General features: G+C 70.0%; 23 protein-coding genes. 10 read left to right on the forward strand and 13 right to left on the reverse strand.

All coding sequences use genetic code 11. From position 1 onward, the window contains the following. Nucleotides 1-55 precede the first annotated feature (55 nt). The 4 genes from ABXJ52_RS16965 (at nt 56) to ABXJ52_RS16980 (ending at nt 3,167) form a co-directional block, all read left to right on the forward strand. Nucleotides 56-592 carry a hypothetical protein gene (locus ABXJ52_RS16965; RefSeq protein ID WP_367043391.1) on the forward strand — a complete coding sequence of 179 codons (537 nt, stop codon included), beginning with the start codon at nt 56-58 and terminating at the stop codon, nt 590-592. A gap of 92 nt (nt 593-684) precedes the next feature. Next, nucleotides 685-1,059, forward strand: coding sequence for a helix-turn-helix transcriptional regulator (locus ABXJ52_RS16970; protein WP_367049101.1), 375 nt, complete (start codon nt 685-687; stop codon nt 1,057-1,059). Nucleotides 1,060-1,069: 10 nt separating this feature from the next. Then, nucleotides 1,070-1,486, forward strand: coding sequence for a VOC family protein (locus tag ABXJ52_RS16975; protein WP_367043393.1), 417 nt, complete (start codon nt 1,070-1,072; stop codon nt 1,484-1,486). 205 nt (nt 1,487-1,691) lie between these two features. Beyond that, nucleotides 1,692-3,167 (forward strand): penicillin-binding protein 2, encoded by a 1,476-nt coding sequence (locus ABXJ52_RS16980; RefSeq protein WP_367043395.1) that lies wholly within the window; start codon nt 1,692-1,694, stop codon nt 3,165-3,167. A gap of 28 nt (nt 3,168-3,195) precedes the next feature. Here ABXJ52_RS16980 and ABXJ52_RS16985 read toward each other — a convergent pair whose 3' ends face one another. The 3 genes from ABXJ52_RS16985 to ABXJ52_RS16995 all read right to left on the reverse strand — a co-directional run bounded on the left by ABXJ52_RS16985 (nt 3,196) and on the right by ABXJ52_RS16995 (nt 6,638). Beyond that, nucleotides 3,196-4,071 carry an SRPBCC family protein gene (locus ABXJ52_RS16985; protein WP_367043396.1) on the reverse strand — a complete coding sequence of 292 codons (876 nt, stop codon included), beginning with the start codon at nt 4,069-4,071 and terminating at the stop codon, nt 3,196-3,198. A 22-nt stretch (nt 4,072-4,093) separates the two neighbouring features. Continuing rightward, nucleotides 4,094-4,426, reverse strand: coding sequence for a metalloregulator ArsR/SmtB family transcription factor (locus tag ABXJ52_RS16990; protein ID WP_367043397.1), 333 nt, complete (start codon nt 4,424-4,426; stop codon nt 4,094-4,096). Between the two features lie 67 nt (nt 4,427-4,493). Then, nucleotides 4,494-6,638: an AAA family ATPase gene (locus ABXJ52_RS16995; RefSeq protein WP_367043399.1), complete on the reverse strand. Its 2,145-nt coding sequence runs from the start codon at nt 6,636-6,638 to the stop codon at nt 4,494-4,496. Nucleotides 6,639-6,705: 67 nt separating this feature from the next. On the opposite strand from ABXJ52_RS16995, the gene ABXJ52_RS17000 reads away from it, so the two are divergent. Further along, nucleotides 6,706-7,404 (forward strand): TetR/AcrR family transcriptional regulator, encoded by a 699-nt coding sequence (locus tag ABXJ52_RS17000; RefSeq protein ID WP_367043401.1) that lies wholly within the window; start codon nt 6,706-6,708, stop codon nt 7,402-7,404. Between the two features lie 125 nt (nt 7,405-7,529). On the opposite strand, the gene ABXJ52_RS17005 is transcribed toward ABXJ52_RS17000, so the two are convergent. Continuing rightward, entirely contained in the window at nt 7,530-8,309 is a 780-nt protein-coding gene (locus tag ABXJ52_RS17005) for a TetR/AcrR family transcriptional regulator (RefSeq protein ID WP_367043403.1), read from the reverse strand. Between the two features lie 106 nt (nt 8,310-8,415). Here ABXJ52_RS17005 and ABXJ52_RS17010 point away from each other — a divergent pair, with 106 nt between their 5' ends. Beyond that, nucleotides 8,416-9,435 carry an ATP-binding cassette domain-containing protein gene (locus tag ABXJ52_RS17010; protein WP_367043404.1) on the forward strand — a complete coding sequence of 340 codons (1,020 nt, stop codon included), beginning with the start codon at nt 8,416-8,418 and terminating at the stop codon, nt 9,433-9,435. Continuing rightward, on the forward strand, nt 9,428-10,183 hold the full coding sequence (locus ABXJ52_RS17015) for an ABC transporter permease (protein WP_367043406.1): 756 nt from the start codon (nt 9,428-9,430) through the stop codon (nt 10,181-10,183). Before ABXJ52_RS17010 ends, ABXJ52_RS17015 begins: the two co-directional genes overlap by 8 nt. Here ABXJ52_RS17015 and ABXJ52_RS17020 read toward each other — a convergent pair. The 4 genes from ABXJ52_RS17020 to ABXJ52_RS17035 all read right to left on the reverse strand — a co-directional run bounded on the left by ABXJ52_RS17020 (nt 10,164) and on the right by ABXJ52_RS17035 (nt 14,740). Next, nucleotides 10,164-11,009: a hypothetical protein gene (locus tag ABXJ52_RS17020; protein WP_367043407.1), complete on the reverse strand. Its 846-nt coding sequence runs from the start codon at nt 11,007-11,009 to the stop codon at nt 10,164-10,166. The two genes, ABXJ52_RS17015 and ABXJ52_RS17020, sit on opposite strands and share 20 nt — an antisense overlap. A 75-nt stretch (nt 11,010-11,084) precedes the next feature. Beyond that, complete coding sequence (locus ABXJ52_RS17025) at nt 11,085-12,818, reverse strand: HAD-IA family hydrolase (RefSeq protein ID WP_367043409.1); 1,734 nt, start codon at nt 12,816-12,818, stop codon at nt 11,085-11,087. Nucleotides 12,819-13,115: 297 nt separating this feature from the next. After that, nucleotides 13,116-13,823 carry an HAD family hydrolase gene (locus tag ABXJ52_RS17030; protein ID WP_367043410.1) on the reverse strand — a complete coding sequence of 236 codons (708 nt, stop codon included), beginning with the start codon at nt 13,821-13,823 and terminating at the stop codon, nt 13,116-13,118. A gap of 29 nt (nt 13,824-13,852) precedes the next feature. After that, on the reverse strand, nt 13,853-14,740 hold the full coding sequence (locus ABXJ52_RS17035) for a GntR family transcriptional regulator (RefSeq protein WP_367049103.1): 888 nt from the start codon (nt 14,738-14,740) through the stop codon (nt 13,853-13,855). Nucleotides 14,741-14,865: 125 nt separating this feature from the next. Between ABXJ52_RS17035 and ABXJ52_RS17040 the strand changes: the two genes are divergently transcribed. Next, nucleotides 14,866-15,054 (forward strand): hypothetical protein, encoded by a 189-nt coding sequence (locus ABXJ52_RS17040; RefSeq protein ID WP_367043412.1) that lies wholly within the window; start codon nt 14,866-14,868, stop codon nt 15,052-15,054. Between the two features lie 23 nt (nt 15,055-15,077). Here the strand turns inward: ABXJ52_RS17040 and ABXJ52_RS17045 are convergent, their stop codons facing one another. After that, complete coding sequence (locus ABXJ52_RS17045; protein WP_367043414.1) at nt 15,078-15,953, reverse strand: GntR family transcriptional regulator; 876 nt, start codon at nt 15,951-15,953, stop codon at nt 15,078-15,080. A 243-nt stretch (nt 15,954-16,196) separates the two neighbouring features. Between ABXJ52_RS17045 and ABXJ52_RS17050 the strand changes: the two genes are divergently transcribed. Next, entirely contained in the window at nt 16,197-16,382 is a 186-nt protein-coding gene (locus tag ABXJ52_RS17050) for a hypothetical protein (RefSeq protein WP_351168419.1), read from the forward strand. Nucleotides 16,383-16,473: 91 nt separating this feature from the next. Here ABXJ52_RS17050 and ABXJ52_RS17055 read toward each other — a convergent pair whose 3' ends face one another. The 3 genes from ABXJ52_RS17055 to ABXJ52_RS17065 all read right to left on the reverse strand — a co-directional run bounded on the left by ABXJ52_RS17055 (nt 16,474) and on the right by ABXJ52_RS17065 (nt 19,675). Beyond that, on the reverse strand, nt 16,474-17,724 hold the full coding sequence (locus ABXJ52_RS17055) for a GNAT family N-acetyltransferase (protein WP_367043416.1): 1,251 nt from the start codon (nt 17,722-17,724) through the stop codon (nt 16,474-16,476). 274 nt (nt 17,725-17,998) lie between these two features. Next, a complete protein-coding gene (locus ABXJ52_RS17060) occupies nt 17,999-18,976 on the reverse strand; it encodes an asparaginase (RefSeq protein ID WP_367043418.1) in 978 nt (325 codons plus the stop codon). 60 nt (nt 18,977-19,036) lie between these two features. Beyond that, complete coding sequence (locus ABXJ52_RS17065; protein ID WP_367043420.1) at nt 19,037-19,675, reverse strand: ABC transporter substrate-binding protein; 639 nt, start codon at nt 19,673-19,675, stop codon at nt 19,037-19,039. A gap of 235 nt (nt 19,676-19,910) precedes the next feature. Here ABXJ52_RS17065 and dtd point away from each other — a divergent pair, with 235 nt between their 5' ends. Further along, nucleotides 19,911-20,348: a D-aminoacyl-tRNA deacylase gene (dtd, locus tag ABXJ52_RS17070; protein ID WP_367043422.1), complete on the forward strand. Its 438-nt coding sequence runs from the start codon at nt 19,911-19,913 to the stop codon at nt 20,346-20,348. A 94-nt stretch (nt 20,349-20,442) separates the two neighbouring features. Here the strand turns inward: dtd and ABXJ52_RS17075 are convergent, their stop codons facing one another. Further along, the gene (locus tag ABXJ52_RS17075; RefSeq protein ID WP_367043424.1) at nt 20,443-21,408 is read right to left on the reverse strand and encodes a folate-binding protein; all 966 of its coding nucleotides are present in this window, start codon (nt 21,406-21,408) and stop codon (nt 20,443-20,445) included. Nucleotides 21,409-21,419 lie beyond the last annotated feature (11 nt).

The raw sequence follows: 21,419 nt of genomic DNA on the forward strand, positions 1-21,419 counted from the left end.
GTGTGCCACTATGGCGCCACCGCAACAACCGCAGCAACCAGGGAGGGGTCGGATCATGGCGACAGCAGAGAATCGGCAGTCGACGGCACCCGGCGCCTTCACCGCCTTCGCCCGCTTCGTGTTCTGTGGCGGCGGGGTCGGAGTCGCATCCAGCTTCGCCGTGGCGGCCCTGGCCTCCTGGCTTCCCTGGGCCCTGGCCAACGCCCTGATCACGGTGGTCTCCACGCTCCTGGCCACCGAGTTGCACGCCCGCTTCACCTTCGGCGCGGGGGGCCGGGCGACCGGGCGGCAGCACGCGCAGTCGGCCGGGTCCGCGGCGGCCGCGTACGCGGTGACCTGCCTGGCGATGCTGGTCCTTCAGCAGCTGGTGGCGTCGCCCGGCGCGATGCTCGAACAGGTCGTCTACCTGTCGGCCTCCGCGCTGGCCGGTGTCGCACGGTTCGCCGTGCTGCGCCTGGTCGTCTTCGCCCGCACCCGCTCGCAGGCCACGACCACGGCCACCACCCGCACCGCCCACCCCGCTCGCACCGCCAGGCCCGTGCACCCCGTGCACGCTGCCGTGTCCCCCGCCGGACTCTGCCCCGCGGCCTGACCCCCGCGCCGCGCTCACCGGCGGTCGGTAACGTTCCCCATGTGTCCGCCTCTCTCTCCGACCTCGTCCGGCTGCGCCAGGCCCGTGACCGGATGGACCGCGACTACGCGGAACCCCTGGACGTCCCGGCGCTGGCCAGAGCCGCCCTCATGTCGCCGGGGCACTTCTCGCGCAGCTTCCGCGCCGCCTACGGCGAGACGCCGTACAGCTATCTCATGACCCGCCGCATCGAGCGGGCCAAGGCGCTGCTGCGGCGCGGGGACCTGTCGGTGACGGAGGTCTGCATGGAGGTCGGCTGTACGTCGCTCGGCTCCTTCAGCTCACGGTTCACCGAGCTGGTCGGCGAGAGCCCGAGCGCGTACCGGGCCCGCGACCACAGTGAGAGCGCCGGCATCCCCGCCTGTATCGCCAAGATCCGCACCCGGCCGGTCAGGAACGGAGAAGCGAAACCCGACGCCGGTCCGTAGCGTCGTACGCATGGACATCAAACTCGCGCAGTGCTTCATCGCCGTCGACGACCACGACAAGGCGCTCGCTTTCTACCGCGACGCGCTCGGCCTCGAAGTGCGTAATGACGTCGGCTTCGAGGGGATGCGCTGGGTGACGCTCGGTTCGCCGTCTCAGCCCGACGTCGAGATCGTCATCGAGCCGCCGCTCGCCGACCCGAACGCCACCGACACCGACCGGCAGGCCGTGGCCGAGCTGATGGCCAAGGGCCTGCTGCGCGGCGTCATCTTCCGGACCGACGACGTCGACGCCACGTTCGAGCGGGTCCGCGCCGCCGGGGGCGAGGTTCTTCAGGAGCCGATGGACCAGCCGTACGGCGTCCGCGACTGCGCCTTCCGCGACCCGGCGGGCAACATGCTGCGGATCAACCAGCCGGGCAAGAAGTAGGGAGCGCCTACGCCCGGGGTCCCGGATCCCGGATCCCGGATCCCGGGACCCAGGGCCCGGGAACCCGCGGCCGTGACCCTCGCGTGTGACCATTCGGCAACAAAAGGCCGGAGAAGCGTGCACTCTGCCGCATGATGAAGCTTCACCACGTCCTGGCGTGTCGGAGTTCCATCGCGCCCTGGAGTCACGGGCCTTGGGGGGACCGATGAACAAGCCGCTGCGTCACATAGCACTCTTCTGCGGGGTGCTCACGCTCGCCCTGCTGCTGCGCGCCACGTGGGTGCAGTTCGCCGAGGGCGAGTCGCTCGCGAAGCACGACAAGAACCGCCGCGTGCAGATCGAGGCCTTCTCCCACCCCCGCGGCGACATCATCGTGGGCGGCAAGCCGATCACCGGCTCGAAGGAAGTCAGCGGCACCGACTTCAAGTACCAGCGGGTCTTCAAGGAAGGCCCCATGTACGCGCCGATCACCGGCTACTTCTCGCAGGCCCAGGGTGCGACCTTCCTGGAGGGCGTCGAGAACGACGTGCTCAGCGGCGACGACGACCGCCTCTTCATCCGCCGCACCCTGGACATGCTGACCGGCGAGAAGCGCCAGGGCGGTGACGTCATCACGACCATCGACCCCAAGGCCCAGAAGGCCGCCTACCAGGGCCTGGTGGACCTCGACGCCCGGGGCGCGGTCGTCGCGCTCGACCCGCGCTCCGGGAAGGTTCTCGCCTTGGCGAGCACTCCCTCGTACGACCCCTCCGTCTTCGCCGGGATCTCGCAGAAGGAGGGCAAGGAGTTCTCGCGGCTCGGCGAGAACAAGGACAAGCCGCTCTCCAACCGTGCGCTGCGCGAGATCTACCCGCCCGGATCCACCTTCAAGATCCTCACCGCGGCGGCCGCCCTGGAGCACGGCGTGATCGACGACATCGACGAGCGCACCGACGCCAAGGCCCCCTACAAGCTGCCGCTCAGCTCCACCACGATCGGCAACGACGTGCCGGGCGCCCCCTGCGACAAGGCCTCCCTGAAGGTCGGCATGCAGTGGTCCTGCAACAACGTCTTCCTCGACACCGCGCTCAAGGTCGGCGACGACGACATGCGCGAGACGGCCGAGAAGTTCGGCTTCAACAAGCAGCAGTTCATCCCCGTGCGCGCCTCCGCGAGCAGCTACCCCGACGGCCTCGACAAGCCGCAGACCGCCCTGACCGGCATGGGCCAGGGCAGCCTGACCAGCACGCCGCTGCAGATGGCGATGGTCGCCGCGGGGCTCGCCAACGACGGCACGGTGATGCAGCCGTACATGGTGGAGGAGCTGCGCGGCCCCGACCTCTCCACGATCGAGAAGGGCAAGCCGCAGGAGCTGAGCCAGGCCGTCTCCGAGGACACCGCGGGCAAGGTGCAGGAGATGATGGAGCACACCGTCGATGAGGGCACGGCGAGCAAGGCGCAGATCGACGGCGTCACCGTCGGCGGCAAGACCGGCACCGCCCAGCACGGCTCGAACGTCAACGACGAGCGGCCGTACGCCTGGTTCGTCTCCTACGCCAAGAACGACGACGGCTCGTCGCCGGTCGCGGTCGCCGTCTTCGTCGACCCGAAGGACATGAACATCCCGCGCTCGGAGATCGCCGGCGGCAAGCTCGGGGCGCCGATCGCGAAGGCGGTGATGGAGGCGGTGCTGGACGACTGAGCGCGCCGGTGATCCCGGAGCGCGAACGTCAGCCCTCGTCTCCCCGGCCCTCCAGGAGCCGCCCCGCAAGCCGCTCGATGCGCGCATGCCAGGCGGCGAGCGCCTCGTCCGTGGCCGTCCCGCTGTCGAACGGTCCGGTCTGCGTGAGGACGAGCCGGGTGCCGTACCCCGTGCCCTCACCGAACTCCCAGCGCACCTCGCCCTTGGGATGCACGGCGTACGTGAGCGACACCGGCGCCCGCAGCGCGGTGACCGGGCCCGCGGAGACGCCGTCGGCCAGGAACCCGTCCGGGGCCGTGTCGCCCTCCAACGGGATCTCGTCCGCGCAGAGTTCGGCCCACACCGCGTCCGCGGACCGCACCAACTGCCGCTCGAAACGGATGCCGTCGCCGGTGGCCTGCCCGTGGCCGAGGTCGAACTGCTCCAGATACGCCTCGTGCAGCTCGCCCACGTCCCGGCTCACCTCGGCCTGCCCGCCGTCGAGGAACTGACCGAGCGCCGAGATGCACAGCTGCCAGCCCGCGGCGAAGCTCGGGGCGCCGAAACGGTCGCCGAAGGTGTGGACGAGGGTGAGGAGCGAGCCACGGCCGTCGGGGCCGTCCGGTGTGATCTCCCACCGCAGGTGGTCATCGCCCCAGCTGAAGGCGAAGAGGCGGGGCTCGTCGGCGTCGGTGACCTCGCCGGTCATGCCGGGGCCCTCGTCACCGGGGAAGTGGAAGCCCATCGCGCCGCCGGGCCGCAGCTCCAGCGTCACCTCGGAGGGGAACCACTGGGCGAGGTGCTCGGGCCGGGTGATCGCGGCCCAGACGGTGGCGGGCGGGTGCGCGAGGCGGCGCTCCATCCGCAGGACGTTCCGGCCGCCGTCGTCGCCGGCGGGGGTGAGGGTGTCGGAGTGCGGGTTCATGAGGAGTCACCGTCCATGCTCGTCAGGGTTCATCGGGACCCACCCCACCGCCGTCCATGACGTCGAGGTGCCGTTCGAGTGCGTCGAGCCGGTCCGTCCAGAGGTGCCGGTAGTGCGCGAGCCAGGCGTCGAGCTCGGCGAGGGGCTCGGGCCGCAGCTCGTACCAGCGACGCTGCGCGTCCTGCCGCACCCGCACCAGGCCCGCGTCGCGCATGATCCGCAGATGCTTGGACGTGCCGGGCTGGCTCAGGCCGAGCCGCTCGGTGAGCTCACCGACCAGATGGGGACGTTCGAGCAGCAGATCGAGGATCTTGCGGCGGCTCGGCTCGGCGAGGACGTCGAACGGTATGGGCATGATCTCAACATAACTTTCAGGCTATATAACCGCAATGGCATGTACTCACGGGCGGGCCGGGGCCGCCTCACGCCTCCCAGGGCAGCGGCCTGCTGTGCAGCACGTCCAGCCGGGAGACCGCCCTGGTCAGGACCACGTACAGGCGGCTGGGTCCGCGCTGTTCCGCCTCCGCGATGGCGGCGGGCTCGACGGCCACCACATGGTCGTACTCAAGGCCCTTCGCCATGGAAGCGGGCAGCACCGTCACGCGTGCGCCCAGGTCGTCGGGGCCCGCGCTCTCGATCCCGGCCTCGGCGAGGGCCGAACGCAGGCTGTCGGTACCGGCGTCGGCGGCGATGACGCCGACCGAGCCCTCGCGGGCCAGCGCGGCACGCACCGCCTCGACGGTGGCGGAGGCCAGGTCCCGTACCTCACGCACCCTCAACTCCCCGTCCGTGCGCAGCGATCGAGAGGGCGGTACGTCGACGTCGAGCGAGGCGAGGACGCGGTTGGCGAGGCCCACGACCGCCTTCGGTACGCGGAAGCCGACGGTCAGAGGCGTGATCGAGGCGTCGGGTTTGCCGAGGTGGGCGAGGAGTTCGGGCCAGCCGCGGGCGGCCCACGGGGTGGTGCCCTGAGCGAGGTCGCCGAGGACGGTGAGCGAGCCGAAACCGGCGCGGCGGGCGATCACGCGGGCCTCCATCGGGGAGAGGTCCTGCGCCTCGTCGACGACGATGTGGCCGTAACCATCGGGCCGTTCGAGCAGTCCGTCGATCTCGTCGAGCAGCACCAGATCGGCGGCGGACCACTTCGCCGACTTGTACGAGCGCGGGGGCTTGGTCCAGCGGATCGCCCGCTGCTCGTCGGCGTCGAGGATGCCGTCCGCGGCGGCGGCGAGCGCGGCCGGGTCCGCGAGCAGGGCGGCGAGCACCTCCTCGGGCCGGACCCTGGGCCAGACCTCGTCGACGAAGGCGGAGACGGAGCGGGCACGGGAGATCTTCCGCAGCCAGGCGTTGTGCACGGCGCCCGCGCGGCGCTCGGCCTGCTCCTGGATGCGCCGGACGGCACGGGTGCGCACGCGCTCGCGGCCGACGGCGTAAGGGGGTTCCTCGGCGCGCACGTCCGAGATGATCCGCTCCAGCTCGTCGAGCGCGACCCGCCAGGTGTACGAACCGTCGGGCACGGCAAGGGAGTCGGCGGGCGGCGTGACGCGCGAGTAGAGGGCGCGGCGCAGGACGGCGGCCATCCGGGCGTCGTGCTTGACGCTCGCGGCGGCTTCGCCGTCCCGGGCTCGCACGGGGGCCGCGGGTCTGGCGATCTCGTCCGCGACGGTGGACTGACGCACGCCTGTCTCACCGAGGGAGGGGAGCACCTCGGCGATGTAGCGCAGGAAGGTGCGGTTGGGGCCGAGGATGAGGAGTCCCGCGCGCTGCACGCGCTGGGGGTGGGTGTAGAGGAGGTACGCGGCGCGGTGCAGGCCGACGGCGGTCTTGCCGGTACCGGGCGCACCCTGGACACACACGGACGAGGCGAGTTCACCGCGCACGAGGTCGTCCTGCTCGGGCTGGATGGTGGCGGCGATGTCCCGCATCGGGCCGACGCGGGGGCGCTCGATCTCACCGGCGAGGATGCGGCTGCCCTGCGCGGGCGGGGCGAGCGGGATGCCGTCCGGCGTGCTGCTGCCGGCCAGTGGCTCGTCCTCCAGGCCCGTGAGGTCGGCGGATGCGCCCTTGCTGCCGGGGGCCCAGCCGAAGCGGCGCCGGACGGCGACGCCTTGGGGGTCACGGGCCCCCGCCTGGTAGAAGGCGCGGGAGACGGGGGCGCGCCAGTCGACGACGAGGGGCGGGGCGGAGGGGTGCTCGGTGATGCGGAGGCGGCCTATGTGGTAGCTCTGCCCGCGGTGGTCACCGGCTTCGGCGGCCTCGGGGCTCTCGGCGGCGAAGTCGAGACGGCCGAAGAAGAGCGGGGCATCGGGGAGTTCGCGCATCGCCTTGGCGTGGCTGCGGAACTGGTAGCCGAGGACTTCGGCGTCGGCGCCGGACGCGGAGACGTCGGCTCCGCTGATGACCTGCTCCTCGGCGCCGTCGACCATGCCGGTGAGGGCGGCGCGGCAGGTCTCGTGGTAGCGGCGTTCTCGGGCGAGGGCGGCGTCGAGTGAAGAGAGTGACGAGAGTGAAGAGAGTGAAGAGGAGGCGGTGTCGGGAGGTCGTGAAGACGGGTCGGGAGGTCGCATGCACCCCAGAATAATGTAACCGAGTAACATTTATTACTGAGACTCATGACTGCGCTAAACTCCCGCCATGACGGAAGAAGAAGCAGCGGCTTCGGCCACTACCGCCGATTCCGAGGGCGGCGGCCCCGGCCTGCGCGAGCGCAAGCGGCAGCGGATGTACCAGGCGGTCTCCGACGCGGCGATCGCGCTCTTCCTGGAGAAGGGCTTCGAGAAGGTGCCGGTGGCGGAGGTGGCGGCGGCCGCGGACATCTCGAAGCCGACTTTGTTCCGGTACTTCCCGGCCAAGGAGGACCTCGTACTCCACCGGTTCGCCGACCATGTGGACGAGGCGGCGAGGGTGGTGGCGGGGCGCCCCGCCGGCTGCTCCCCACTGGACGCGCTGGAGCGGCACTTCCTCGACGGCCTTGAGCGCCAGGACCCGGTGACCGGCCTGTGCGACAACGTCCACGTACTCGCCTTCCACCGACTGCTGTACGGGACGCCTTCGCTGGTCGCGCGGCTGTACGCGTATCAGGAGCGGTCGGAGGGGGCGCTGGCCGAGGCGCTGGGCGAGGCGACGGCGGGCCCTCGGGCCGACGACACCCTGACCGCGCGGCTGGCCGCGGGTCAGATCATCGCCGTACAACGCATCCTTGCCCTGGAGAACTGGCGCCGGATCGACGCGGGCGCCAGTGCGGGGGCCTTGCGGCCGGGGGCTGTGGCTGCGTCGAAGGGTGCCTTCGGGCAGCTACGGAGGGGGCTCGCCCAGTACGCGGGCCCCGAGTAACCGCCTCCCGGCGCGGGTGCCGCCCCGAACGGGCCTTTCCCACCCGCCCAATCAACCCGCAGTCACCCCTGGCCGGACAAGCCTTTCCCACCCACCCACCCGATCACCCCGCAGTCAGCCGCCTCTCAAGCGCCCCCCGCTCCCCCCACCAACACCGCCACCCCATCCAGCACCCGTCCGATCCCGAATTCGAACTCCGTGTCCTCCTCGTCCGCCACGTCGAGCACCCCCGCCGCGAGCGTCCGGCGCAGGGCGGGGAAGCGTTCGGGGGTGGGCGAGGTCAGGGCGTCGATGGTGCGTGCGTAACGCCGCATCACCTCGTCGGGCTCCCGGCCCCCCGCCCTCATGGCCGCGTCCAGATCAGCCATGAGCGTGACCTCGTTCCGCACGAAGCCAGCCACCAGCATCAGTACGGACAGCTTCCAGGCCTCCTCGAGCCCACTGCCGTCGAGCGCCGCGAGGCCCTGCTCCATCCACTCCAGGGAGTGGGGCGACGCGGGCGGTGACGTGATGGGGATGCGTACGAGCCACAGGTTGCGCCGGAAGACGTCACGCTGCGCCCGCGCCCACCACTCCAGGCGCGCTCGCCACCCCATGATCTCCGCAGGCATCTCGGGCGGAGCCCCGGTCGCCGCGTCCTGCATGAGGACGTACAACTCGTCCCTGGCGGACACGTACCGGTAGAGGGACATCGGCGAGACGCCGAGCGACTTGGCGACCCGCCCCATGGTGACCGCGCCGATCCCCTCCGAGGCCGCGACGGCGATCCCCGCGTCGACGATGCGGTCGAGGCTCAGGCCGGGCTTGGGCCCTTTCGACGGCCGCTCGCGCAGCCCCCAGGCGGTTTCGAGGGTCACGGAAAGCCCGGAGCCCTCCTCGCCGGCGCTTCCACCGTCCACCGCCATGATCCGCCTCCGCCTCCTCCTGAGCTGCCGTGCTTGACGCACATCGTAGTTCTGCGTAACCCTTACTCAGTAATGCGTAGACCATACGCAGTAGAGGGAGTAACCCATGCCACCACCAGCCATCGAGGCAACAGCCCTCACCAAGGCCTACCGAACGGGAACAGGAACCGGAACCGGCCGCGACCGCACCATCCCCGTACTCCGCGGCATCGACCTCCACGTCCCGCCCGGCACCGTCTTCGCCCTCCTCGGCCCGAACGGCGCGGGCAAGACGACCGCCGTCCGCATCCTCACCACGCTCACCACGCCCGACGCGGGCATGGCGCGGGTCGCGGGCCACGACATCCGTACGGCGCGACGCGAGGTCCGCCGGGCGATCAGCCTCACCGGCCAGTTCGCGGCGGTCGACGAGACGCAGACCGGCGCGGAGAACCTCCGCATGATGGCGAGGCTCGCGGGTCTCTCCCGCCCCGCGGCCCGCGCACGAGCCGCCGAACTGCTGGCCCGCTTCGACCTCACGGAAGCGGCCGACCGCCTGGTCCGCACGTACTCGGGAGGCATGCGCCGTCGCGTCGACCTGGCGGCGGGACTCGTGGGCGACCCCGAGGTCATCTTCCTGGACGAGCCGACGACGGGCCTCGACCCGCGGAGCCGCCAGGGGATGTGGGAGGTGGTGCGCGAGCTCACGGCACAGGGCACGACGGTCTTCCTGACGACCCAGTACCTGGAGGAGGCCGACCAGCTCGCGGACCGCGTGGCGGTGCTGCACGAAGGAGCGATAGCGGCGGAGGGCTCCCCCGCGGACCTCAAGTCCCTCCTGCCGGGCCACCGTCTGGACGCGACGCTCACCACCCAGGAGTCCTACCTGCGCCTCACCGACCGGGCCACGCACCACGTGCCCGAAACCCTGACGCTCGGCTTCCCGACGGACGGCACGGCAGGAGGCGTACGCGCGCTCCTGGACGACCTGGACCCGGCCCGCACGGATGTCGCGACCTTCAAGCTCCACGCGGCAACGCTGGACGACGTCTTCCTGACCCTCACAAGCCCGTCGAACAACCCGTCGTGCAGTTCGTCGAACAGTTCGTCGCACGGCCACCCGCCGAAGGGACTGGCCCATGTCTGAAGTGTCTGAAGCCCTGATCATGACCGGCCGGTCGATCCGCATCAGCCGACGGAACGTGGATGCCCTGATCACCTCGATGGCGCTCCCGGTGATGCTCCTGCTGATCTTCGTCTACTTCTTCGGCGGCGCGATCAAGACGGACACCCGGTCCTACGTCACGTACGTGGTCCCCGGAGTCCTCCTCCTCTGCGCCGGCTTCGGCTCGTCGAACACGGCGATCGCGGTGACGGAGGACCTGAAGGGCGGCATCATCGACCGCTTCCGTTCCCTGGACATCGGCGGCACCCAGATCCTGGCGGGCCACGTCTTCGCCTCGGTGGCCCGCAACCTGCTCGCCACGTCCCTGGTCCTGGCCCTGGCCTTCGCGATCGGCTTCCGCCCGACGGCCACCCTGCCCGGCTGGCTCGCGGCGACCACCATCCTCCTGGCCTTCATCCTGGCCCTGTCCTGGCTCTCGGCAGCGGTGGGCCTGCTGGCCAAATCCCCCGAAGCGGCCGGCGGCTTCACCTTCTTCGTGAGCTTCCTCCCCTACCCCAGCAGCGCCTTCGTCCCCACCTCCACCATGCCCGACTGGCTCCAGGCCTTCGCCGACAACCAACCGGTGACGCAGGTGATCGAATCCCTGCGAGGCCTGCTCCTCGACCAGCCCGTGGGCGCGACCCCTTGGATCGCCCTGGCCTGGTGCACAGGAATCCTGACGGCTTCGGCGGCGGCGTCGGGCGCACTGTTCAGGAGGCGGACGGCGTGAGGGGTCGCGCCAGGTCCCAGAGCGTCTCGAAGAGCTCCTTGCGCTGCTTGCACTTCTCTCTGGCGGCGGCCCCCGCGTCGACATGCCAGCGCGTCAGGGAGGCGTGGTACCCCATCAGGTCGAGCACCTGCCGACCCGACTCATCATTCGCGGGCTGTATCACCAGCTTGTCGTAGATCCCGTCGAAGAGCTGCTCGTCGTTGATGAGACAGAACTTCAGGGAGGGAGAAATGTGCAGGACGCGAAAGTGCGGGTCGAGTTCCGCCTTTCCGTCCAGTTGCAGTCGTCTGGCCAGGTTCCTCATGCTGCGCTCGTACCCGTGCACCTGCGCCAGCAACTCGGCCCGCAGCAGGTCGTCGTCCTCCGCTTTCCCCTCTCCGTTGAGCATGCCGGGTATCTCCATCGGCTTGGTGAAGTCCGGTACGAGGATGCGCACCCTCACCTGCGGCCGCACGCTGCCGCGGAGGTCCTCCAGGCTCGTGGTGATCTGGTCGACCACCGTCTGGCCCGTGAATCCGATGGCATCGATGTGGGCTTCGCGTGACAGCAGCGACTCGTCGAAATACGTCTGGAGGTGGCGCGTCAGCACAGTTTCCCTGGTGGCTGGTCTCATCGCGGCGTTCAGCTTCTGGACCTCGCTGTACAACACGTAGCCCACCAAACTCAGGACGGCGCCTCCGAGATAGGCCTTGCCCTCCAGGGCGTCACCCACCGGCTGCACGAACTGGGCGACCAGACCGAGACCGAAGATGGAAAGAAGCAGCACCCTGGTGACGACGCTCTCGGACTGCGCCCACCCCTCCACGACGCGCTGTCTGACCGACACCCTACGAGCCACCAATTCCCCCTCGCATCAAGCGTGTTGATCCGCAGGGGCTCATGGTGCCCGGTTCGTGGCCGGTCAGGAAGGGCCCGTCTCCACCAGGTCGACCAGGGGCTGAAGCGTCGTGATGATCACCTCGGCTCCGGCGGCGCGCAGAGGAGCCGCCTTGCGTTCGTCGCGTGCGTATCCGACGAAGCGGACCCTCGCCTTCTCGGCCGCTTCCAGATCGGTCACCGTGTCACCGATCATCACCGCGTCCTCGGGCTCGGAGCCCAGAGCTTCCAGGGCCCGGCTCAAGGAGTGCGGGTCGGGCTTCAACAGGCTGGGTTCATCCGTCCGCCCGTAGATGTGCGGCCCGAACGCGTCCCGGAGCCCCGCCCTGTCGAGATAGGCGGCGACAGCCGTGGGTGAATTGTTCGTCACCACGGCGATCCGGCACCCCCTCGCCCGCAGAGCGAGGATGAGGTCACCGGCCCCAGGGGTAGCAGGGGCCGTCCGCGCCGCCTCCACCTCACCGTCCGTGAGCAGGGCTTCGAGCGAGGGGACGAGGTGCTTGCCCAGGGGGTCCTGGTCCATGGCCCGCAGGACGTCGTGCGGATCAATGGTCTTCCTGACCGCCTCGGTGAGACGGTCCCCCAGGCCGTGCGCGGAAACCAGGTCCCTGAGATCCTGGGCGACGCCCTGCGACGATCCGTTCGGGAACAGCCGGCAGACGGGTCCGTCGAAATCGAGGAGAACACAGCGGTCCGGTGACCGGGAGAGCCAGTCGGCGAGCTCCGTGAACCGGTCCGTTCCGATGGGCTCGCCCTCATGGCCGTCTGTCACATTGACCCAATCGTCGTGGGCACCGGCCGATCGCGCCGGCTCGGGCGCCCGCTGGTGGCGCGGTCCGGCCTGCCAGTCCCGCAGAGCTCGCACCACCTGCCACTCATCCGGTACGTCCACCAGCTTCAGGGGCTCAGCCGCCCGCCGCAAGGCCCGGCAGATCTTCAGGGACGCGGATACGTAGTCGTTCTCGTGCGGCTCCGGCGGCAAGGCCAGTGCAGCCCTCATGACGTCGGGAAACACCGACTGGGCGTACTCGAAGTCCAGATAGACGCCGAGGTCGGTGTCGAGCCCGGCCACCATGTCCTCGTGGCCCGCGCGCGTCATGGCCTCGGACCACAGTGACGTCATACGCCTCTGCTCGTCCTTGTCGTAGCCCATCCGTACGAGATGGGTGGCGAGGTCGTGCAACGGATCGCCGTATATGGCCAGTTCCCAGTCGATGACGACCAGTTCGCCTCGGTCGATCACCACGTTGGCACGGTGAACGTCGGTGTGCAGCAAGCAGAACGGGCGGGACGTCAGGGGAGGGCGGTGTGGGTCGTTCTTGAAGTTGGTCACGATGTCGGCCTTGATGCCCACAGCTTCGAAGAGCGTGTCGAACCTCTGCCGGTTGGGGCGGTGCACGTGTTCCTCGGTGAAATCGATGAGCCAGTCGAGAAAACGTCTGCTCTCACCGGACTGCGGCCAGTCCTCCGGGCGAGGGGGCAGCTCTTCCTCCGGTACATCTGCCGTCCGGGCGAAGAACTCGGCGAACGCGCTCATCAGTTCGTCGTCGACCGGACCGTCAGGATTCACGTCGGACAGCGCTTGGCCCGCGCGGTAGGCGTGCATCGACCAGTCCCCGAAATCCGCGAGACACCGTGGCACTTCCCGCAGATATCGGGTCACCACCGACAGCAGCTGCGCCTCGCTGCGCCAGATGCGCGGCACCACCTCGACTCCGGCGAGCGGCGTACGGCACTTGACCTGTGCCCGCAGAGGCATCAGCAGGAGGATCGCCAGGGACCAGCCGAGCGGCACGACGTAGTTGACATTGTGATGCCCGTTCGTAACTCGACCATCAGGTCGATCCCGATAGGAATCAGCGAGACGGCGAACCAGTGCCTGATGGGCTCTGCGAGGCAGAGGTGACGACATGAGCGCAGAGGTTATCGCCTACAGCACCTCGCCCTTACCACACGCCACATTCTGGACCCTGTCGGAGCGGTATGAATATCCCTCAGTGGGCCATGGTGAACAGTTCCCGGCAGGAGTTGAATCAGGTTTGTCCCCGCAGCACCTTCAGGATTGTCCCCGCAGCACCTTCAGCAATGGCTGCAGCGAACTCACCACACACTCCGCCCCCGACTCCTTCAGGAGTTTCGCCTGCCTCTCGTCACGCGCGAATCCCAGGAAGGCCACCCTGGCCCGCAGGGCCGCTTCGCAGTCCGTAGCGGCATCGCCGATCATCAGCGCGCTGGAGGGTTCCGCGCCCATGGCGCTGAGTGCGCGGTTGAGGCAGTGCGGGTTCGGCTTGAGGAGGTGCAGGTCCTGGGTGCGGCCGTAGATGTGCGGGGCGAAGCAGTGGCCCAGCTGTCGGCTTTCGAGGTAACGGCTCACCGCACGCGGCGAGTTGTTCGTGGTGACGGCAAGGCGGGAGCCCATGGCGTGCCACGTCATGATGAGAGGGTCCGCGTACTGGGTGGGCCAGGCCGATGCCACCGCCGTCAGCTCCTGATGTGTGAGTCGTTCCTCCAGCTCGGTCACCAGATCGCTGCCGGAGTGCCTGCGGTCGACCGCACGCAGGACGGCATGCGGATCGGGCTGCTCCCGCTCCTCCGCGGTCAGCAGCCCGTGCAGCCCTCGCCCCTCGAGCCAGCGGACCTGCTCACTCGCGATCCGCTCCGCCGAGTGCCCGGCGAACAGCCGGCAGATGGGGCCGTCGAAATCGAAGAGTACGAAGCGGGCTCGTTCGATCAACTCACGCAGCTTCTTGGTCTCTTCTGCCATCCACTCAGTCTGCGTCGTATCAGGAGTCACTAAGAGAGTGTCAGCTCCGTCGCGATGGTTGCCCAGAGCGCGTCGAACCATTTCTGGGACTCTTCCACGAACGCCGCGTCCCGGGGGGCCGCGTTCTTGTCGAAGGAGAACAGCGGCGACTTCAGTCCGGACACGTCGAACGCCTCCATCTCCGCGCTGCCGAGATCCAGCATGCTGCGCTCGATCGTGTAGTAGGCGAGGAGCGCCTCCGAGCCGTTGAGCAGATACAGCTTGACCGGCGGCGTGAACGGCAGTGCGCGGAACGACACGTCCACGTCGATGCCGTGCGAGGACCGCAGGGCGCGCAGGTTGTGGCGCAGTACCTGCCCTTGAGTGTTGCGCTGCGCCAGCCATCGCTGGTGCACGCGGCCGTCGTCGTCCTGCCCCTCGGTCGGCCGGGGAAAGGCCAGCGTGATGCCGCTGCTGGGGAGCAGGATGCGCACGTTGATGGACTCGGGACGTATGTCTCCCCCGTGGATGAGACGCAGCGGCTCCCCCAGCGCGATCATCAGGGTCTCCGCCGTGTACGACACGACATCTATCCGCACCCGCGGCTCCGAGAACGCGTCGGCCAGCCGTGGTGCCAGGCCCACCATCGAGGCCTGGGGTTCCACACCCGCCGATGTCGAGACCGGCGGCTCCGCCGCGATGCGGGGTGGGCTGCCCTTGCTCACGTTGGCGAGCAGTCCGTCCCCCTGCAGTGTCTTCAGCGCCTGCCGCACCGTCCCGCGTTCCACGCCGAACTCCTCCGCGAGCAGCGCCTGCGTGGGGAGGCGGTCGCCCGGTTTGAGGTCGCCGGTGCGGATGCGGTCGCGGAGGGTGTCTGCGATGTCCTGGGGAGTGAGTTTTCTGCCGTTCACTGCAACGTTCTCCTGGGTCACGACCAGACGATACAACTCGTCGCCATCTCAGGGCAGTTGTCTAGAAGTTGTTTATGTCATGGGACCAAGTGGGGACAACTAAAGTGAAGTTGGTTGCCAACTCATCCGAGATGGCAGAAGGGGGAACCATCATGGCCGTCCTCGCCCTCCTCGCAGCAGCCTTCGCCGTCACCGTCGAACAGTTCGTCCAGTGGCGGTACGGGCCCGTGGGCATCATCGGACTACTGCTCCTGACCATCGGAATCAAGGCGAAGAGCCCCACCTGCAGCTCCATCGGCGCCGTCGTGCTCGCGCTGATGATGACCGGGCCCGCGCTCTAGCCGGGGGCCGGCCGAGCCCCCCGCTATCGGCGGGCGAGTTCCAGGTCCTGGCTGATCGTGCCCCACAGCGCGTTGAACCACAGATGGGACTGCTCCACGAACGTCGTGTCCCGCAGACCGTCGCCCTGCTGGAAGGGGAAGAGCATCGACTGCGCGCCCTGGGCGTCGTACATCTCCAGGTTCTCGTGGTCGATCTCTTCGCTCTGCCTGGTCAGCGTGTAGTACGCGAAGAGCGCCTCGGAGCCGTTGAGCAGATACAGCTTCACCGGCGGCGTGAACGGCAGCGCGCGGAACGAGACCTGTACGTCGATGCCGTGCGAGGTCCGCAGCGCGAGGAGGTTGTGGCGCAGCACCTGCCCCTGCGCGTTCCGCTGGTCGAGCCAGCGCTTGTGCACCTGCCCGTTCTCGTCGTCCCCGCTGTCCACCGGCGCCGGAAAGGCGAGATCGATGCTGCGGCTCGGCAGCAGCACCCGGACGTCGACCTTGGCCGGTTTCCGCTGTCCGGCGTGAATCTGACGCAGCGGTTCGCCGATCGCCATCGTGAGCGAGATGGAGGTCAGACAGAGCGCGTCGATCTCCACGTGCGGGGCCTCGAAGGCCGCGGCGATGCGCGGGGCGAGGCCGACCATGGTGGGCTGCGGCTTCACTCCGCCGGGCCCGGACAGCACCTGCTTCGAGGTCATGGCGACCGTCGCGGGGCTCCCCTTGGACACGTTCGCCAGCAGGTTCTCGCCCCGCAGCGTGCGCAGCGCCTCGCGTATCGCGCCGCGCTCGACGCCGAACTCTTCGGCCAACTCGGCCTGGGTCGGCATGCGTTGGCCCGGCCGCAACGCACCGGACCTGATCCGGTCGCGCAGTTCGTCGGCCACCTCGTGGTGCGATCTTGGCGGCCTCTTCATCCCATTGACTGGGGCAGGTTCCGGGCTCACAACCAAACAGTACAACTTCGCGCCATCTTTGGGGAGTTACTCGGAAGGTGGTTATGAATCGCGCCATCGCGGAGATAACTCAGATGAAGTTGGTAGCCAACTTAGGCAACCTGGCAGGAACCCCAAGGGGTTGGCCACCAGGGGTGGGCCTTCGGAAGGCTGCCGACCGGATGGGACGGGGACCGCTTGCCCCGTCCCGAAAGGGGGAACGTCATGCCGCTCATCGCCATCGTCATCGCCGCCCTCGCCATCGGATTCGAGCAGCTCATCCAGTGGAAGTACGGACCGATGGGCATCGTCGCCTTCGTCCTGCTGACCGTGGGCATCAAGGCCAAGAGCACCAAGATCAGCGGCGTCGGGGCTGCGCTCCTCGTCCTGCTGCTCGCCCAGTCGGGCTGACAGAGCTGGCTGACCGGGCTCCCATCCGGAGGGGAGCCGGGAGTCCGGTCAGCCATCACCACGACAGGTGCAGCGACACCAGGTACACCGGTCAGAAGATGTCCGGGCACCACGGGCGTCGGGACGTACGGAACAGGGCGTCGGCGACAGCGGCGGCGCCCGACCGCTCCTCCGTGACCCGCCCCGCCGCCGCGAGCCGCACCGCGGACTCGTCACCGAGCCACAGCGTCCCCAACTCACCCACGCCAAGGGACAGTTCGGCCGGGTCCGCGGTCGGCGCGCACACCGCGCCGCCGGGCGACGCGTCAAGGCGGTAGCGGCCACCCGCGAGGCCCGCGCGGTCGCCGATCTCCAGGACGAGGGACGCCGACGCCTCGTACGTACGCGCTTCCAGGGCCCGTACGACATCCAGGATCCGCACCCAGAGCCAGTCGGTCTGCCTGCTGAGGCCGGCGGCGCGCGGGTCGGGCAGGAAGAGCGGGAGCAGGTCGTCGGGGGCACGGTTGCCCGTCTTGACGACGCTGACCCAGTCGATCGAGCAGACGTAGTGCCACAGGGCGCGTTCGGCAGCGGGCGTGGTGGCGATCAGTCCCTGCACGGTCGCGGTGTGCCGCGGCTGGTTGCTGTCACTCCAGCTCTCCTCCGTCGCGTACGTGACCAGGCCCTCGACCTCGCCGGACGGTGAGCGGTAGAGGGCGTGGAAGGGCTCGGTCCACGGGTTCTCCGGGGTCACGCACTGCCCGGTGTTCTCCCGCCACCACCCCTCGTCTCGGCTGATGACCCCGTGCCGCTGGGCCCGCAGCCGCTCGTGCAGGGGCGGGCCCTCCTTGCGTACGTCGTCGCCGTCCACGAGGTCGATGCGGGCGCCGTCGTCCGGGCCCGCCCAGCGGGGGTCGAGCCCGGCCCGCGGTACGTCGATGGTCCACTCGGTGGCGGTGGTGGCGGGCCCGAAGCCGTAACGGCCGTAGATCGGGTGCTCGGCGGCGATCAGGGTGGCCACGACGTCGCCGCGCTCCTTGGCCGCGGTGAGGTCGGCGGACATCATGCGGCTGAGGAGGCCGCGGCGGCGGTGGGTCGGGGAGACGGTGACGCCGGATATGGCGTTGGCGGGGACGGGGGCGCCGCCCACCGCGGTGAGCTGCTGCGGGAAGGACCTGAAGGTCGCGACGGCGCGGTCGCCGTCGAAGGCGGCCTGCCTGCGGCGGACGTCGAGGCCCTCCCTGCGCAGGGCGACCACCTCGTCCGAGACCTTGGCCAATGGCCTCAGGAACCCGGCGTTGGCGGCCCGGATCCACTCCCGGAGCTCGTCCTCGGTGATGGCCCTGACGTCAAGATCGCTCATCCGGCCAGGCTAGGTCCGCGGGGGCGGGGGGTGCATCTGGTTTCCCGGGGGGCGCGGAGACCCCGGGGCCCGGGTGGCCGCCCTTCGCCTGCGGGACGTCTCTCCCTGGCCCGCCGCTCCGCGGCGGATCTTTCCCGCCCCCCCACCCGATTGCCCCGGAGTGATCCCGGGGGGGCGGGCCCGGGATATCGGCTGCGTGGCCTCTGAACCGAAGCAGGCGGGAGAAAGCCTCCCCGCAGGGCGGAACCGGCGCGGGCCCCCTACCCGCCAGGTCCTAGAACGCCGCCCGGATCTCCCCCACCTCGGTCGCGCCGCCCAGCAGTGGTGCGCGGCCGACTCGGGTGAGCACGTCCTCCTCCACGCCCGCCAGGCGCAGCGCGCGGGCCAGGACGGGGCCCAGGGCCCGTATCCCCCCGTCGTCCACCTTGAAGGCGAGCGCGCGGCCGTCAGGAAGTGCGAACGCCTGGACCGCCTCCGCGCCCATCTTGGAGAGGGCACCCGGGATCTCCCGCATGAGCCAGGTGTCGGGGCGGCGCGTGCCGGCCACGTACTCGGGGTGGGCCCGCATCGCGTCCGCGACCCTGCGCTCCGCCGTCTCCCCGGGGGCGAGGACGAAGTGCCGGAAGGCGCGGGCGAGGCCGGTCAGGGAGATCGCCATCAGGGGGGCGCCGCAGCCGTCCGTGCCGACGGCGGCCACCCGCTCCCCCGCGGCCTCCTCGACGACCTGGAGGATCAGCTGCTGGAGGGGGTGGCCGGGGTCCAGGTAGGAATCCGTGGGCCAGCCGTTCAGGTCGCACACCGCCAGCATCGCCGCGTGCTTGCCGGAGCAGTTCATCGTGACCCGGTCACGAACGGCGCCCGCCGCCAGATAGGTCTCGGCCTCGACCGCGTCCAGCGGGAGATCGGGCGGGCACTGCAGGTCGGCCGCCGTCAGGCGGTACTCCGCCAGCATCTTCTGGACGAGGTCCCGGTGGAACACCTCTCCGGAGTGGCTCGCCGCCGCCAGCGCGAGGCGCTCGCCCGCCAGGTCGAGCCCCGCCCGCAGCACCGCCGCCGCCTGCATCGGCTTGTTGGCGGACCTGGGGAAGACGGGGGCGGTCACGTCGCCCATCGACAGCTCCACGCTGCCGTCCGCCGCGAGCAGCACCAGACTGCCCCTGTGACGGCCCTCGACGAAGCCCGAACGTACGACCTCGGCGAGGACCGGGGCTATGACAGGGGTGGCGACGGACTCGGCGGACGTCGAGGTCATCTTCGGCCTTCCGGGGCGGGGGTGGCGTGGCGGCCGCCCGCGGAAGCCGGGGTCACCGGGTCACGCGAGCAGGTCGTCCACTTGTGCTTCGCCTTCACGGTACCTGCGGGCGATCTCCGCGCTGCAATCGTCCGCCGTGCGCTGCAGCTGCTGGCGGCGCCGGGAAACCTGCTGCTCGTAGCGCGTGAGCCGGCCCATGGCCGTGTGCAGCTCGTCGTCCGTGCGGGCGTCCAGGTCGGAGAGCTCGACCTCGGCGAGCATCTCCGTCGCCAGGAGGCCGTACTCCGCGCTGTGCGGCGTGCCCAGCGTCACATGCCGGGCCGACGACCGGTGCCGGGCGGGGGCGTCCGTGAGGATCTCCGAGAGCCGGTCCACGAGTGGCCCCTCCGGAGCCGGGCCGCCCTCCGGTCCCGGCGCCGCGGGGTCCCTGCGGCGCGCGACCTCGGCCCGCAGGATGTCGATACGCCCCTGGAGCAGACGCCGCACATAGCTCAGGTCGGCCTCGTTCTGCTGCGCGTCCCTGCGCAGCTCACGCAGCTCGCGCAGGAGCAGCGCGGCGATGTCGTGCTCGGGCTGCTCGGACAGCACCGCGCCGGCCGTGCGCTGCCTGGGCGGGCGCGGCACGTTCGTACGTCGCGCCGCGCTCAGGCGGGTCAGCGACACAGATCCGGGCGGCTGCCCCGTACTTGGTGTGCTCATGTGGCTCTACCGTCCCCTCGACCGGCGCGGTACACCGCGTGTGAGCATCGTGCCACCCCCGGTGGCCGCTATGTGAGCGAGTGCCCCTAATCGGCCCCAGATGGGGGGTTCAGGACACCCCATGGGCGGCGCATACGGCGGCGCACCACGGCCGTACGGAGCAGGCGCCGGGAGAGGGCCGGGCGGGGGCCGGGCGGACGGCCGGGCAGGCGGCCGAGCAGGCATGATGGGCCGTATGCGTGCTGTGGTGCAGAGGGTGGACGGGGCGAGCGTCGTCGTCGACGGCGAGAACGGACCCGAGACGGTCGGCGAGATCACCGGCGAGGGACTGTGCGTCCTGGTGGGCGTGACCCACGAGGACACCAAGGAGAAGGCGGCCCAACTGGCTCGAAAACTCTGGTCCGTTCGGATGCTGGCCGACGAGAAGTCCTGCTCCGACATCGACGCCCCGCTGTTGGTCATCAGCCAGTTCACGCTGTACGGCGACGCACGCAAGGGCCGCAGGCCCACCTGGAACGCCGCCGCACCCGGCGACGTCGCCGAGCCCCTGGTCGACGAGGTCGTCGCCCAACTGCGGTCCCTGGGCGCCACGGTGGCGACGGGCCGCTTCGGCGCCCAGATGCGGGTGACCCTGACGAACGACGGCCCGTTCACGGTGCTGCTGGAAATGTGACAGCAACGGGTGGGCGGGCAAATCGGGCGGGTGGGCGGGAAAGATCCGCCGCGAAGCGGCGTGCAGGACCACCGCCCAAGGCGAGCCGCCCAGGCTACGGCTCGACCACGACCTCCTGCGAAGCCGCCACCGCCCCCGCCAGCAGCCCCGCGTCCAGCGGAACGTTCCGCTTCACCAGGGCCAGGGCGATCGGGCCCAGCTCGTGGTGACGTACCGCCGTCGTGATGAAGCCCAGCTTCCGGCCCTCCTCGCCCTCCGAGGCCAGACGCAGCTCCGTACCGGCCACCGGCAGGTGGACCTCGCTGCCGTCCAGGTGCAGGAAGACCAGGCGGCGCGGCGGCTTGCCCAGGTTCTGGACGCGGGCGACCGTCTCCTGACCGCGGTAACAGCCCTTCTGCAGATGCACCGCCGTACCGATCCAGCCCAGCTCGTGCGGGATCGTGCGGTGATCCGTCTCGAAGCCGAGCCGCGGCCTGTGCGCCTCCACGCGCAACGCCTCGTAGGCGAGGATGCCGATCGCGGGGCCGTTCGCCTCCGCGTACGACTCAAGAGACGCACGCGGCAGGAACAGGTCCCGGCCGTGCGCCGTCTCCCGTACGACGACACCTTCCGGGACCGGCGCGATCGAACCGGCCGGCAGGTACACGACCGCGAACTCGTCCGTACGGTCGGCGACTTCGACCCGGTTGAAGAACTTCATGCTCTCCAGATACGCAACCAGCGCCTCCTGCGAACCGGGCTCGACATGCGCCCACACCGTCTCGCCGTCGTCGACGAGATACAGGGCGTGCTCGATGTGGCCGTTCGCGGAGAGGATCAGCGCCTCGGTGGCCTGCCCGACCGGCAGCTCCGTCACATGCTGGGTGAGCAGCAGATGCAGCCAGCTCAGCCGGTCGGGGCCGGAGACGGTGACGACGCCGCGGTGCGAGAGGTCGACGAAACCGGTGCCGTCGGCGAGGGCGCGCTGCTCACGGAACAGATCGCCGTAGTGGGCCGCGACGCCTTCGTCCACGCCCTCGGCGGGGACGGCGCCGGGCAGGGACAGGAGGGGGCTCTTCATGTTCACCCACA

The sequence above is a fragment of the Streptomyces sp. Je 1-332 genome, assembly GCF_040730185.1.
Classification (GTDB): domain Bacteria; phylum Actinomycetota; class Actinomycetes; order Streptomycetales; family Streptomycetaceae; genus Streptomyces.

Excerpts from the sequence above, each read along its gene's own strand:
- ABXJ52_RS17075 (WP_367043424.1), bottom strand. The coding sequence starts at position 21,408 with ATGAAGAGCCCCCTCCTGTCCCTGCCCGGCGCCGTCCCCGCCGAGGGC.
- ABXJ52_RS16975 (WP_367043393.1), top strand. The coding sequence starts at position 1,070 with ATGGACATCAAACTCGCGCAGTGCTTCATCGCCGTCGACGACCACGAC.
- ABXJ52_RS16970 (WP_367049101.1), top strand. The coding sequence starts at position 685 with ATGGACCGCGACTACGCGGAACCCCTGGACGTCCCGGCGCTGGCCAGA.
- ABXJ52_RS16990 (WP_367043397.1), bottom strand. The coding sequence starts at position 4,426 with ATGCCCATACCGTTCGACGTCCTCGCCGAGCCGAGCCGCCGCAAGATC.
- ABXJ52_RS17030 (WP_367043410.1), bottom strand. The coding sequence starts at position 13,823 with ATGGCAGAAGAGACCAAGAAGCTGCGTGAGTTGATCGAACGAGCCCGC.
- ABXJ52_RS17025 (WP_367043409.1), bottom strand. The coding sequence starts at position 12,818 with ATGCCTCTGCGGGCACAGGTCAAGTGCCGTACGCCGCTCGCCGGAGTC.
- ABXJ52_RS16985 (WP_367043396.1), bottom strand. The coding sequence starts at position 4,071 with ATGAACCCGCACTCCGACACCCTCACCCCCGCCGGCGACGACGGCGGC.
- ABXJ52_RS17040 (WP_367043412.1), top strand. The coding sequence starts at position 14,866 with ATGGCCGTCCTCGCCCTCCTCGCAGCAGCCTTCGCCGTCACCGTCGAA.
- ABXJ52_RS17005 (WP_367043403.1), bottom strand. The coding sequence starts at position 8,309 with ATGGCGGTGGACGGTGGAAGCGCCGGCGAGGAGGGCTCCGGGCTTTCC.
- ABXJ52_RS17060 (WP_367043418.1), bottom strand. The coding sequence starts at position 18,976 with ATGACCTCGACGTCCGCCGAGTCCGTCGCCACCCCTGTCATAGCCCCG.
- ABXJ52_RS16995 (WP_367043399.1), bottom strand. The coding sequence starts at position 6,638 with ATGCGACCTCCCGACCCGTCTTCACGACCTCCCGACACCGCCTCCTCT.
- ABXJ52_RS17055 (WP_367043416.1), bottom strand. The coding sequence starts at position 17,724 with ATGAGCGATCTTGACGTCAGGGCCATCACCGAGGACGAGCTCCGGGAG.
- ABXJ52_RS17015 (WP_367043406.1), top strand. The coding sequence starts at position 9,428 with ATGTCTGAAGTGTCTGAAGCCCTGATCATGACCGGCCGGTCGATCCGC.
- dtd (WP_367043422.1), top strand. The coding sequence starts at position 19,911 with ATGCGTGCTGTGGTGCAGAGGGTGGACGGGGCGAGCGTCGTCGTCGAC.
- ABXJ52_RS16980 (WP_367043395.1), top strand. The coding sequence starts at position 1,692 with ATGAACAAGCCGCTGCGTCACATAGCACTCTTCTGCGGGGTGCTCACG.
- ABXJ52_RS16965 (WP_367043391.1), top strand. The coding sequence starts at position 56 with ATGGCGACAGCAGAGAATCGGCAGTCGACGGCACCCGGCGCCTTCACC.
- ABXJ52_RS17065 (WP_367043420.1), bottom strand. The coding sequence starts at position 19,675 with ATGAGCACACCAAGTACGGGGCAGCCGCCCGGATCTGTGTCGCTGACC.
- ABXJ52_RS17000 (WP_367043401.1), top strand. The coding sequence starts at position 6,706 with ATGACGGAAGAAGAAGCAGCGGCTTCGGCCACTACCGCCGATTCCGAG.
- ABXJ52_RS17010 (WP_367043404.1), top strand. The coding sequence starts at position 8,416 with ATGCCACCACCAGCCATCGAGGCAACAGCCCTCACCAAGGCCTACCGA.
- ABXJ52_RS17050 (WP_351168419.1), top strand. The coding sequence starts at position 16,197 with ATGCCGCTCATCGCCATCGTCATCGCCGCCCTCGCCATCGGATTCGAG.
- ABXJ52_RS17045 (WP_367043414.1), bottom strand. The coding sequence starts at position 15,953 with ATGAAGAGGCCGCCAAGATCGCACCACGAGGTGGCCGACGAACTGCGC.